The 12,876-nt window shown below is 40.0% G+C and carries 9 protein-coding genes and 2 pseudogenes; 4 read left to right on the forward strand and 7 right to left on the reverse strand.

Annotated features, from left to right (window positions below; all coding sequences use genetic code 11):
- The 6 genes and pseudogenes from AC1DPQ_RS04610 to AC1DPQ_RS04635 all read right to left on the reverse strand — a co-directional run.
- Window positions 1-217: pseudogene (locus AC1DPQ_RS04610) on the reverse strand (hypothetical protein); the annotation flags it as partial.
- A gap of 58 nt (window positions 218-275) precedes the next feature.
- Window positions 276-2,792: an ATP-dependent Clp protease ATP-binding subunit gene (locus tag AC1DPQ_RS04615; protein WP_477582743.1), complete on the reverse strand. Its 2,517-nt coding sequence runs from the start codon at window positions 2,790-2,792 to the stop codon at window positions 276-278.
- A 5-nt stretch (window positions 2,793-2,797) separates the two neighbouring features.
- Complete coding sequence (gene tssR, locus AC1DPQ_RS04620; protein ID WP_477608148.1) at window positions 2,798-5,173, reverse strand: type VI secretion system protein TssR domain-containing protein; 2,376 nt, start codon at window positions 5,171-5,173, stop codon at window positions 2,798-2,800.
- A 39-nt stretch (window positions 5,174-5,212) separates the two neighbouring features.
- Complete coding sequence (locus tag AC1DPQ_RS04625) at window positions 5,213-6,190, reverse strand: PKD domain-containing protein (RefSeq protein ID WP_477608150.1); 978 nt, start codon at window positions 6,188-6,190, stop codon at window positions 5,213-5,215.
- A 34-nt stretch (window positions 6,191-6,224) separates the two neighbouring features.
- Window positions 6,225-6,710, reverse strand: coding sequence for a type VI secretion system transmembrane protein TssO (locus AC1DPQ_RS04630; RefSeq protein WP_131032454.1), 486 nt, complete (start codon window positions 6,708-6,710; stop codon window positions 6,225-6,227).
- A gap of 10 nt (window positions 6,711-6,720) precedes the next feature.
- On the reverse strand, window positions 6,721-7,242 hold the full coding sequence (locus tag AC1DPQ_RS04635) for a hypothetical protein (protein ID WP_477585112.1): 522 nt from the start codon (window positions 7,240-7,242) through the stop codon (window positions 6,721-6,723).
- Window positions 7,243-7,421: 179 nt separating this feature from the next.
- On the opposite strand from AC1DPQ_RS04635, the gene AC1DPQ_RS04640 reads away from it, so the two are divergent.
- Window positions 7,422-7,856 carry a GPW/gp25 family protein gene (locus AC1DPQ_RS04640; RefSeq protein WP_477585113.1) on the forward strand — a complete coding sequence of 145 codons (435 nt, stop codon included), beginning with the start codon at window positions 7,422-7,424 and terminating at the stop codon, window positions 7,854-7,856.
- 26 nt (window positions 7,857-7,882) lie between these two features.
- Complete coding sequence (locus AC1DPQ_RS04645; protein ID WP_477608152.1) at window positions 7,883-9,748, forward strand: type VI secretion system baseplate subunit TssF; 1,866 nt, start codon at window positions 7,883-7,885, stop codon at window positions 9,746-9,748.
- 411 nt (window positions 9,749-10,159) lie between these two features.
- Here AC1DPQ_RS04645 and AC1DPQ_RS04650 read toward each other — a convergent pair whose 3' ends face one another.
- On the reverse strand, window positions 10,160-11,098 hold the full coding sequence (locus tag AC1DPQ_RS04650; RefSeq protein WP_477584647.1) for a type VI secretion system baseplate subunit TssG: 939 nt from the start codon (window positions 11,096-11,098) through the stop codon (window positions 10,160-10,162).
- Between the two features lie 116 nt (window positions 11,099-11,214).
- On the opposite strand from AC1DPQ_RS04650, the gene AC1DPQ_RS04655 reads away from it, so the two are divergent.
- The gene (locus tag AC1DPQ_RS04655; RefSeq protein ID WP_477584648.1) at window positions 11,215-12,108 is read left to right on the forward strand and encodes a TssN family type VI secretion system protein; all 894 of its coding nucleotides are present in this window, start codon (window positions 11,215-11,217) and stop codon (window positions 12,106-12,108) included.
- 22 nt (window positions 12,109-12,130) lie between these two features.
- A pseudogene (locus AC1DPQ_RS04660) lies at window positions 12,131-12,876 on the forward strand (hypothetical protein); the annotation flags it as partial.

The following is a 12,876-nucleotide window of genomic DNA, read 5'->3' on the forward strand; positions in this document are numbered from 1 at the left end:
CTGTAGATCCATCCTGCTTTTCAAAAGCCACCTTCACATTTGGTTTATAATGTTCGAATACATCTTTCACCGTTTTTAATCCCTCTACTTTTTCGGGTTTTATCGGATCGTTATCGGTAAGTTTCTGTACAAAAAGTGTTTTGTTGTGGGCAATTTCTGCGAAAGCTTCTGAGGTGTCAATTTTTCGCTCGTTACCACCAATTTCATAATTAAACATAGTATGTTGATTTAGGTTTACGATTACTTTTTTTTCTAATAATATAATAGTTAACGTTTTAACTCAATTTTTGTTCCAATGTTACGGTTTCTGGCTGAATAATATTCCATTCGAGTTTATCTTCGGCTGCATGCTTGCTTACCACAACCTTCGATCCTTTTTTTAGTTCACCAGAAATGATGTATTTCGAGATTGGCCTGCGTAAAAGATTTCTGATAACCGCCGATAGCTGCCTTGCACCGTATTTTGGTGTAAAACCATCTAAAGCGATCATTTTTTTGGCATCTTCTGCAATTTCAAAATCGATACCCATTTTATTGAGCGATTGTACCAAACTGCTTAACTGGATTTCGAAAATACGCACCACATTACTTTCGTTTATCGGCGCAAAAGGAACAATTTCGGAGATCCTGGCTAAAAATTCGGGGCGAAAATGGCCGGCCATAACCTCCATTAACTGATTTGAAGCAGGAATTACACCTTTTCCGATCTGTTCGGCAATCCATTCACTACCGATGTTCGAGGTAAAAAGAATCAGTGAGTTGCTAAAATCGCCCTCTTTTCCTAAACGGTCGTGCATGTGGCCTTCGTCCAGGATCTGTAAAAAGGTATCGAAAACGGAAGGGTGCGCTTTTTCAATTTCATCAAAAAGCAGTACAGAATAAGGCTGTTGCCTGATTTTATTCACCAATAAACCACCTTCTTCGTAACCTACATATCCTGGAGGCGCGCCATAAAGTAGGGCGGCACTGTGTTCTTCCTTAAATTCGGACATATCGAAGCGGATCATCGCTTTTTCGTCATTGAATAAAAATTCGGCGATTGATTTGGCCAGTTCTGTTTTACCGGTTCCTGTTGGCCCTAGTAAAAAGAAGGATCCTATTGGCTGGCCTTTTTTATTCAATCCACTGCGCGATTCGAGTATGGCATCTGAAACAGCTTTTAAAGCCTGATCCTGCCCTACCACACGTTTTTTAAGGTAAGCTTCCATATTGAGCAATTTTTCCTTTTCACCGGCCTGCAGTTTACCCATTGGGATACCTGTTTTGTAGGCCACTATAGAAGCAATATCCTGTTTGCTGATGCGATCGCTCTTGTCAGCAGCATATTTTTTTAATTCCTGTAAGCTTTTGGTAATATAACCCTGATATTCATCGGCGGTTTCGAACGCGTCAGTCTGTGTTTCATCGGTTAAGTGACCCAGTAAAACCGGACTTAATTTATTCTGAAGCAAAGAGAAAAGCCATTTATAATCAGCAAATTTCTCTGCTTCCGGTTCTTCGGTATTGGCATTTAAAGCTTCCAGATCGGTTTCCAAACTTTCGATTACCTGATCAGAGGTATCGTTCATCATTTTCATGGCGGCCATTGTACGGTCGAGCAGGTCGAATGCAGAATCAGGGAGCCTTCTATCTTTCATGTAACGTTTGGCCAGGCGCACACATTCGCCCAAAGCATCGGGTTCGATGGTTAAGGTATGGTGCTCTTCGTATTTTACGGCCAGTTTCTGCAGCATTTTAATGGTGCTTTCTTCGTTTGGCTCATTTACCTGCAACACTTCAAAACGTCTGCTGAAAGCCTGCTCAGGCTCGATAATTTTGCGGTACTCATCAATGGTTGTGGCACCGATAACCGTAATTTCGCCACGGGCCAGTTCTGGTTTCAGCAAATTACCTATGCCCGCACCCAACGGTCCTTTACTATCCAATAAAGTGTGGATTTCATCAATAAACAGCACAGCCTTTTCAAACTGCTTGATTTCTTTGATGATGTTTTTTAAACGGTCTTCTATTTCACCCTTGTAAGAGGCACCTGCAATTAATGAACCTAAATCGAGCTCAAAAAGCTGCACGGGTTTTAAACTCTCGGGTACATTCTGGTTTACGATATCAATGGCAAAACCATCAACCAAAGCGGTTTTACCTACGCCGGCATCACCGGTTAAGATTACATTTGGTTTGGTGCGGCGGCAAAGGATTTCCATCATCTGCCTGGTTTCTTTATCACGGCCGATAATAGGGTCGGTTTTACCATCGCGCACCATCTGTAATCTATCTATACAGTATTTATACAGGGCATTGCCTGTGCTTTTGCTTTCAGTACCAGCGCTTGTTTTATCAGGCGAAACCACCCTCGAAATTTCTTCATCTTTTACATACAGATCCAGGATTTCACGTTCTTTAATCGGGAACGATTTTAGCTGATCGGGCTGAAAACCGATACCCGGTTTTGCCAATGCGGTTAATACACATACCGGGGTAATTAAGTCCAACCCCAGTTTAATGCGTACATTATCGGCCTCTTCAAAAATCACTGCAATCTCTGGCGCACCGCTTACGGTATCCGTAAAACTCGCCGATTTTGCCTGTTCGTCAATCCGCACTTCAGCCCATTCGCTAATGTATTCTTCATCTTTACCAATAGAGGTAATGAACGAGCGCAGGCCAACATCTTTATGCATCAGGCCTTTGAGCAGGTGAGCTGCAGTAAAAATCTCGTTTCTGTACTCTTTAGCTAAAGACTGTGCAATATGCAGGGCTGTTTTGACCGATTCGCTTAAATTTGTAACTGCCATATCCCTTAGTTGGTTGTAGGCAATACTGCCGGGTTAAAATTATTTTCGGTGATGTAGTAATATATTTTGCCGTTCGAAATAAACTGCTGCTCAATCTGAGTAGCCCTTTTAATCTGCTGAACCGATTGATTTAATAATTTAATGTAGCTTTCGAACGCTTCGAGTGGCATTTTAGAACTGTTCTTTAAATCGCCTACCGTATATTTCTCTAAAAATTTGTTGTTCAAAGGCAAGCCAGTTACCAATTTAATGTAGTTAGCCAAGGTTAAACGCTTTATGTTGCCCGATGACTCTTTAATACCCAGCATCTGTTTTGGCATTTTCACATAATTTTTAACAAGTTTACTCCTGAAAGAAGACTGATCGGCCTGCAAATTCTGTCCCAACATCATCGAAAACACATCTACAATCTGCTTGTACTCCATGTTATTTAAAACGATGGCATATTGTAATGTTGAGGGGTTGTTTTTCACTGCATCAACCGACAGATTTGCAGTGCTATAATATTTAAACGCATTGTGCGGCATGCGGTCTGCAACTTCCGCGCCAACGGGTTCCGGCAATAAACCTTCTACATCGGCAGTCAGGTTTTTACGCGATATGCCTGTTAAACGGAAAGCACTATCCAACGAACTGATCTGGTTATAGATATCGGAGTTGGTTTCTTTTACGAAACGGCGTAAAGCAATCGTCATGCTCTGGTTGGAATTTACCGAACCTTTTGTCGGGAAAACTACCCCACCCTGGATTAAACTGTTTTTAGGGTAATCTAAATAGTAAGAGATAGAATCCTGTAAACTGGTATTATAAGGCTGGAAACTTTTTAAACCCTCGCCTTTTACCATGGTGTTTTTTCTATACTCGGCAGCGCGGATAGCCGATTCGGAAACAAGTTTACGCGACTGGATTACAAAATCGTTAAATGACTGATTGAAATCGCTATACACCTGTAAGGCTAAAATACGGGCATCGGCCTGTGCAACCTGCTCACTTAATTCGTTAATCAGGTAATTGTTGGTTCCGCCGGTATTTCCGGTACTGCCAACTAAAATAATTAAATTGGTTTCGTTCTTTTTTGCTTTAAATAAGCCCAATCCGGTTTTTATCGCTTGAAAAACAGGCTCTTCGCTTACTTCTCCATTACACCTAACAGTGTTTTTAGCCTGATTTGAAAGGAAGGTCATCAACTGCCTGTAATCGTCTTGGATCGGGCTTACGAAAATACCTTTTAAAGCGCAACCACTTTCACCACGGTATACTACACCACCAAAGTTCACTTTTGTTCCTTTACCAAAATCGCCCATAATATTTTCGAAAGAAGCGATGGTATTGGTCATTCCAGAAAAATATTTGGTCATTGGGCTACCACCGTCCACAACAAAAACAACATTTACCTTGGTTTTATTTTTACGGAGGTTCAGGTAGTCCTGATAAGAAAGCGCAGAACCGTTAATGGTTAATATTTTATTGTCTTTTTTATTGTAAACATCTGCAGCGATACCTACCGTGTTACCTCCTTCATCGTTTGAAACAACAGGTACACTACGCAGGATCAGGTTTTCCCTTGGCAATAAGGGATCTACCACGAAAGTTGTTCCTTTATTGATCCCGTTTTTGAGGGCTATAGAGGTAGAATCATCCCTGTCGTAATCGCCTGGTTTAACCGAGGTAATGTACAAACGATCGCCCCAGCTGTGTACAGCTTCGGCAGAAACCCAGCCGTAAATACTTTTTAAAGCAGTATCTGCAACCAGCTGGTCATCAGAACCTATCAGATATTTCTTACCATCTTCTGATTTTTTGTAGATATAGGCAATTTCGTGCAACCTTACTTTTGTACGTCGGTCTTTAAGTTCGGGTGTATTGTAAACCAGGATAGAATCGGTTGTATCGAAATAAAACTTTGGTTCGGTTAAGGCATTTTTCCCGTTTACGATACCGATGGCTTTTTCTGCATAACCTGTTTTTTGGTTAGAGAAAGCGCGTTGCCATAAAAGCAGTTTAGATTTTGCGATCCAACCATAACTGATGGCACTTTTTTTATCGTTTATTTTTCTGCCCCTGATCATTCCGGCCTTATATTTAATCAGTTTCAGGTAGCCGTTTTCTTCTTTTGAAACATAGAAAGGTTCCATAAAGCTGATTTTTTTCATAATCAGACTTCCACCCGGTGCAGTAGTGGTATAATTATCTTCACGGTCTGAAAAAACAATCCATGGCAAACTGCTGCTACTGGTATTGTCCATTACGTTTATATTTTCTGAAGGCCTTTCGTAAGATTTAGGCATGTATTTTACTCTTTTGCCAAAGGATGCCGGCGATTGTGCGTAGGCAAACGATATTCCTATAAAAAGGAGGGTTAAGGCATAGTATTTTTTCATAATCTGTAGATGAGCTTTAAAATTAGGTGAGCGGTTAATTTATCTTGTTTTGGCCGGAGCATCAGCAGTTGTTGCCGCAGGTTGGACCGTTCCCGAATGTTGCTTAATGTTTACCAAGCTGGCACAGGTAGAATTTGGCTTAATGGTTAGCTGCGCTTCATCAACGGCTATTTCGCCCCCAAAGGTGAGTCCCATGCAGTATGAATAAATATCGGTCTGTTTTTTCTTACCATTCATTTCTACATTTACCGTTACTTTTTCGTTACCGCACATGTATTTGTTAACGAGGTAGTAATAGTTAGAGTTAAAATCGGCACCATTGGCAATGGCCTGTAAACGGGCCCTGATATCATCGATGGTTTTACGTTCGCCATCACCAGGGGCAACAATATCTTCAACGATTTCGGCATTTGGATCAGTGATCAAAATGTTTAGGAAAGCGGGTTTACGGCTTTTATCCGAGCGCAGGCGTACCACATATTTCCCTGGGGCACGGTAGGTGTATAAAGCAGTTTTTCCTTTAACATCTACTCGCCCAGTTTCGCCGAACGACCATTCGAAATCTTTTCCCTCCCMGTCTCCTTCGAGCCTGATTTCTTCATTAACCAAACCCGCGGTCGGGCCGCTAATGGTTAATACACTATCTACAACCGGTGTATGAACGGTATCGCGTACGGTAACCGGAAATTCCTGACGGAGTTCGCCATCAACGGTTAAACGCACAATGTAAGTGTCGGGCTTTGTGTAGTGATAAGAACCGGTTTTTGTGGTGGCTTTTTCGCCGTTTCCGAATTCCCATAACCATTTTGTGGCTTTTGGTGTATTATCGGTAAAAACCAGACTTTCGTTTAAATAAATTTCATCTTTTAAGATCCGCGCATCAATTGTCCTTTTTTCGAACAATGAACTTTTAAATAGGAAAATAAGACCAGTTAAGAGCAATACAGCTAATAGGATGTAGAGAATAACATAGCCCTGCGAATTTGAATTAACTTGCTTGGTGTTTGTGTCAGACATAGGTAGCGTTTTTTATAGGTTGTTTTTGAGGTATTTATCTAGCAGATATGGTTTGCTGCAATTGTCGCCTGTTGAGAATACAATCGTCCAATTGTCGTTTATGCAATTCGATATCTGAAATGTTTCTGTTCTGTTCCTGCCTATCGTAAAATAACCTGTCGTACAGCTGTGCCGTTTGAACAAATATTTTATAGCGCTGGTCTGATGCTTTACGGTCAAACGCAGCCCTGATAGAGCCTAATGAATTCTGTATGTCGTTTTTCAAGAAAACCGCCTGTACATTTGGGTTGTAGCGGGTTATCTGTTTATAAGTGGTATCAATAGTAGGCGAAGTTTCTTTTACCATACTTTCGAATGTTTCGTTCTCGCTGATTTTTACTTCAAGCTCTTCTTTGGAGATTTCGTAGCGCGATTTATCACTATAAAAAATACCAAAACTTAAAAGCCCTACGGTAAAAACAAACAGCGCTATAAAAAACAAGAATTGTTCGCGTCTTTCTTTTATACTTAATTTTATCATAATCGTTTAATTATCGGCCGAACCGTCCGTTTCTGATCTTGGTTGCCGTAGCCTGGTTTGCGCGGTGGCAATCGTTAATCTGTTCCTTATACCTTTGGATATCGCCCCTTGATTTAATAAGCGAATCTTGCAGATCGGCCATTGCACCAACATTGTTGTTTATTTTGGCGTAGAGATCAAAACTCGGGCTGGTTTGTGCTTTTTTGGAAATAAGGTCTTTAATCCTGTTGTTAGCGCTTTGGATATCGCCCAAAAGGATACTCTGTTTGCTCATTTCGTTGGCATTGTAATCGCGGTATTGGGCAAGTTCTTTAAAACGGACAAGGATAAGGTCGAAATTGGTATTGATATCTTTTCTTAGATAAGATAGTTTTTCGGTTTCCTTTACCTTTTTATCGAGCAGGGTATACTCATAATCGGATGCGGCAAAAAAAAGATAAATACAGAGAATAGAGAAAAACGTTAGGAATACAAAGTTTAAAATAAACCTCGTGTAAGCAGTCCTGATTTCGATGGCATTAATGGGTTTCATAGAGCATTAATAGTTTCACATAGCGTTGGTTATCATATTAATCTGACATCTCCCTCACATAAAATCATTCAAACTTTTTCAAATTAACACTGTACTATAACAATTTTTAATATTTGTTGTTTGGTTATTAAAACGATATTATTTCTTTTACTTTTAACAAACTTTAAGCCAAACCGTGTATGTCTGAAAATTTTTACAACAAACCCTTCAGATTTAGGTCGGTTTTCTCAGGCATTGGCCTTCAGCCAACTGACCTCGGAAAATCGATTTCGAACCACCTAGAACTGATTATTTTTACCCGTTTTGGGGAGCATCGGTTCCATAACGATTTTGGATGTGAAATATGGGATCTCGACTTTGAGTTAATCGTGAGTGAGAGCATTTGGGAGGAAAAATTCCGCAAATCATTGCTAAAATCCATCACCGACTATGAATTTAGGATATATAATACCGAGGTAGAAGTACGTATTACTGAGGTAGAAAATGTATACCCCCTACGTAAGATAACCGAGATTAAAAAAAAGGTAGATATTAGCGTTAGAGCACTAATAAAAACCACAGGAGAAAAATATTTTTTTAACACCGCTTTATTTCTTAGCCCATTATCAACTTAATCTAAAACGCCCCAAATATTCTACACATGAAACCAGTTTTTTATTCATCAAAAGATGAGATCCGGAACAGAATTTTAAAAAATGCCGAAGATTTCTGGAATATTAAAGACAGTAACGACTTCGATCCACTTGTTAGACTGATTATTGAGGCATTAAGCAATGAGCTTTTTAATGTATCCAATGATGTTAAAAATTTAGAGAACAGGATCTTTGATAAGATCAGCCGTATTTTAGCGCCCGATCATTTAACTTCATCGTTACCGGCCCATGCCATTATGCACGCCAGGCCGATTGAACAACAGGACTACCTTTCGATCTATTCGCAGTTTGCATTTAAAAAGAATATCCCGCAGGAAAATGATAAGGCCAAGAAAACCGATATTTTTTTTAGCCCGCTGCATACCGTAAAGTTAAATAATGCATCGATAAGATACATCGTTACCGGAAATACCCTTTTTAATGTAGAACAATTGGGCAAACAGCCTATACACAATACCCTTTCGGGCACTTCTGTAGAGAAAAACACCGTATACATAGGTTTTAACGGCATTAAAGACTGGATGGATTTTAATAAACTGAATTTATTTTTCGACTGGAAAAATTATTCGGTGCCCGAAAACACTTACGATCTGCTCTCGCTGGGGAAATGGTTCTACAAAAACAACGAGCTCACCGCCTATACAGAACGTTTTATGGATGAGCCTTTAACGGGTAAGGTACAGGCTCCGTTTCAGCACAAACAATTGCTTAATCTGATTAAAGCAGATGTTTTACAGTTTTACAGCAACAGGTTTATTACCCTGGGCGATCTTAATGATTTTAATATCGACGAAAGCAGAGAACTCCCTCCTGAGTTTGCCAACCTATTCCAGCCGGCTGTTTTAAACCAGATCGATAATTCGGTAAAATGGCTTAAAGTAATTTTTCCCGCAGCTATAAACCAGGAAATGTTGAACGAGCTTCATATTTATATCAATGCGTTCTCGGTGGTAAATAAACGGTTAAGCCAGATCAAACACCGGCTTAAAACGATGAACAATATTATCCCGATTAAAACGGAATCATTCGATCAGATGCTTGCGGTAGAAAACCTGAAGGATAATAAAGGGAAAAGTTACAATGAGATTCCTTACACCAATGAGAACGAAAAAGGAGACGGATCTTTCTCGATCCGGTACGGAGGCACCGAGCGTTTTGATACGAGAAATGCCAAAGAGCTGGTAGATTACCTTTTTGAACTTTTACGCGATGAGAAAGCAGCTTTTACTGCTTACGGACCTGATTTTTTAAGTACCATACTTAAAAATCTGGAACAGAATATTGCGCTTATTGAACAAAAAAGCCGCTCGGCGCTTAAAGACATTAAAGAACTGCCCAGCTATATTGTACTGAAACCGATTGATGATGCGGATATTTTATTCCTCGATATCTGGGTTACACAAGCAGAAGAGGCCAACCACATTAATGCCGGAAGCCGTTTAGTGGTATACGATAACAATAAGGTAAATGCAGAGAGTATCTTTTTATTGAGCCAAACGAAAGGCGGCCGGTCGAGATTGAATGCAACCAACAGGGTGCAGGCTTATAAATATGGTTTAACCACAGCCGACCGGATTATTACGAAGGCTGATGTGATCAATTTTTGCCGTTACGAACTGGGCAACAAATTAAAGGGCATTACCCTGGCCAAAGGCTTGATAATGGATAATAAACCAAACGCAGGCTTTATTAAGACCACTGATATTTTGATCGAACCTGCAGATCAGCTTAACCTTAGCGGGCAGGATTGGGAAGAACTGCTGAGTTTAACTTTAGCGAAATTAAACCTAAGGAGTACGATGAATGTGCATTACCGTATGCTGTTAAAGCCAGCGTTTTATAAAGCGGTTTAATTTAAAGTAACTTTTTTATCTATTCAGTCCTCTAAAGCAGTTCGTCACCCTGAATTTATTTCAGGGTCTATCTAGCATGAAAGATGCTGAAACAAGTTCAGCATGAGGATCGAGTCAAGAAAAGAGTAAAAAAACATCTTCATATCCGGAGCATTGCAGATTGGAGATCCTTCGACTCCATTCAGGATGCAGTTTAACAAACCAGGCCATCATCTCCGACCAGAACGCAGCGAAATGGAGAGATCCATCTAGACAGATTTTGCTTCGCAGAGCCTTTGGGTTCTCGGCTGCGTTGCACTACGCTCGAAATGAGGTATTGCGAGGATAGCGATCGTTGTAAGATTGCTTCGTCGGCTGAAAAAGCCTCCTCGCAATGACGAACTCTCGCTGCTTGTTACAGCTTCATATTAACTAAAGATATACCGTATACCCTAAATAAGCACTTTCACCATCCTCGCTCAATACTGTTTCCTGATAATCGGGTGCGGTAAGGAGTTCTACGTTAACCTCTGCATCAACAGGGATTAAATAGCTGATGGCCATATCCAAAATGGCCCTGTTTTTTTGTCCGGGAATAAACTTAACCAGTTCCTGTGGCGAAGTTGGACCGATATTAACATTATAAGCTTCGTGTTCGGGGGTAAAGCTATCACCAATGATGGTATCAATCCCCAATGCGCTTCCACCCAACTGCATCTGCATTTCTTCAGCAATTTTTACCGGTGCAATATTGGCTGTAGCATCCACAATGGTAAGTGGCAGGTTGAACAGTGCAGTAAGTACTTTTGAAACAAAACCGATGTCATTTCTCTTTTGCTGGATTTCGGGCAGCAGGTGCATCCAGATGATGCTTTGTTCTTTGTTGAGCAAATTAAACTCATCCCATCCAAATTCAAAAATCTGACTTAAATCGGAATAGGTTGTTTTTTTATCGAGCATATTTTCATATAGCTCGGTCATGATCCTTACATAATTAATTTCCGTATCAAAGGGTGTAAAAAATAACCTGGCTTCCTTTTCTTCCTCTCTCCTATCCCTGATATCTTTAATCATAGATTCCTCGTCCATACCGGCACTACCGGTTGGCGGACGGTGGAAAAGCCCCTCAGGCAGCATATCATACAATCCTTCGCGGTTGGTACTGATGCGGATGCGTTCGTGCCTTCTTTTTTCAGAATAATAAGCCGTTGTATCCTCAATATCTTTTGCAAAAGCACGTTTATCGGGGCCCAATGGGATAATTTCAATCCTATTGGCATCAATTACCTTACGTTCAATCAGGTCGGCAGCGTGGGCAACGGCCTTGTAATCTGTAAATAGTTCGTTATTAATCAAAGTTTCCTTTTTCATTAAACTTTAAGGCTTCATTTTTGTTATAGGTTAAATTTTTATTACCGAAAAAATAACGATTATAATCAAATATTAAAGATACTATATTTGCAATACATCTCATCTATAAAAATTTAATGGACGTTCAATCATTTTTTATCCGCTTTCTCTTGTTCCCGCTGATCTTCATCGTATCAACAGCGGTGCTTTCTATCATCAACAAAAAGAACCAGTTTCTCAATAACAAAAGACTTATCGTAAGTGTTCTGCTCATCGGCATTATTTTAGCCCTTCCGGGATTTTTAGGGTTCCTAAACTTTAATTTCATGCCCTGGGGCTACATTATCTGCTGTATTTTTTATCTCTTGATGGGCACGGTTTTCGTTTATCTGTTAACCAAATACTACCCTAAAGATGTACTGGAGCGCAAGGTTTTTATCTTTTTCGCTACTTTAATTTCGGCCATTTTAGCTGTTTATTTATATCAGCTTGCCTTTAACTGGTTAAGCTCGGTAAATTTTGGGTGGTTTGGTGCTGGCAGTATCACCTGCTTTTTTGTTCCACTTATTTTTTGGTGGGCTTATGTTTCACTGCTTGGTATCCCTTCAGAAATCTACAAGATCTGGAAATATCCTGATACTCCTTTGGACATCAACATGGACCATGTAGATTTTAACCGTTTATTGGTACTGGAGCTGGAGCTTTACAAAAAAAGCAGCGATCCCGAACCTTTAAAGGTAAAGGTAAAAGCTGTAGAGAACATGAACTTCGGTATCTGGTTCCACAAGTTTATTGATGATTACAATTTAAAATTTGCCAAAAGCCCTGTAGAATTCAGGGGCGACGATATGGAAAATTATAAATGGATTTTCTTTATCAAAACTTCTTTTTTTAAACGCAATATTTTCATCGATCCTGATCTCGACATTATCGAAAATGGCATTACCGAAAAAATGACGATTTACGCTAAACGGGTATCTGAAAACGCAAACAAACCCAATGAAGTTGGAGAAAGTGCTATCTTTATCTAATCTATAATTAAAAACATCTACCATGATAAAGCCGCTAAAATATAAATCCATTAACTGGATTAATGGCATGAAACTTTCCAGTGATCATTTTACATTAAGTGATCTTTATTTGCAGGACTTTGTACGCGATGCCGCCTCTCTACACCTAAATAATAGTAATTACGGATTTTTACCGCCTTTTGCAGGCTATAAAAGTTCGCACGATATCGAAATTATCGAAAAAGCAACCAACCATATCGAGGTAAGGGTTAGATATTGTAATGCGATTACTCCTGAAGGCTGCCACATTGATATTGTACAATCGGATAATATGGATACACTGGTACACAACCATTATTTTGGCCAGTCGGAACCGCGAAACTATGTGATTTTATTAGTGGTAAGTCCGTTTAACCGTGTACCAACGGGCACACCAAATCCTGAAGAAAACCCGATCCGTTACCCTGAACTTGCCAAAAGTTATGCTATTGCGGTTTTACCGGAGAGCGAGGTGGGTTCGCAAACTGCAGATAGCTATTTCTTAACCATCGGGCAGGTTTACTACGAAAATGGCAGGTTATCAATAAACAGCAGTTATATACCGCCCAGCTCAACTATAACAAGTCATCCAGCCCTGATTAGATATTATGAATCTTTTAGTGTTTTACTAAATGATTTACAGCTGGCGGCTTTTAAAATCATCGACAAAACAGGAGGAAGGGACAACATTACGCCGCTAGGCAGGAACATCCGTTTAATCTCAGAGAAAATTGTAGATTACATTGCAGG

The organism is Pedobacter sp. 01T416_2 (assembly GCF_056398925.1).

Excerpts from the sequence above, each read along its gene's own strand:
- AC1DPQ_RS04615 (WP_477582743.1), bottom strand. The coding sequence starts at position 2,792 with ATGGCAGTTACAAATTTAAGCGAATCGGTCAAAACAGCCCTGCATATT.
- tssR (WP_477608148.1), bottom strand. The coding sequence starts at position 5,173 with ATGAAAAAATACTATGCCTTAACCCTCCTTTTTATAGGAATATCGTTT.
- AC1DPQ_RS04630 (WP_131032454.1), bottom strand. The coding sequence starts at position 6,710 with ATGATAAAATTAAGTATAAAAGAAAGACGCGAACAATTCTTGTTTTTT.
- AC1DPQ_RS04635 (WP_477585112.1), bottom strand. The coding sequence starts at position 7,242 with ATGAAACCCATTAATGCCATCGAAATCAGGACTGCTTACACGAGGTTT.
- AC1DPQ_RS04640 (WP_477585113.1), top strand. The coding sequence starts at position 7,422 with ATGTCTGAAAATTTTTACAACAAACCCTTCAGATTTAGGTCGGTTTTC.
- AC1DPQ_RS04645 (WP_477608152.1), top strand. The coding sequence starts at position 7,883 with ATGAAACCAGTTTTTTATTCATCAAAAGATGAGATCCGGAACAGAATT.
- AC1DPQ_RS04650 (WP_477584647.1), bottom strand. The coding sequence starts at position 11,098 with ATGAAAAAGGAAACTTTGATTAATAACGAACTATTTACAGATTACAAG.
- AC1DPQ_RS04655 (WP_477584648.1), top strand. The coding sequence starts at position 11,215 with ATGGACGTTCAATCATTTTTTATCCGCTTTCTCTTGTTCCCGCTGATC.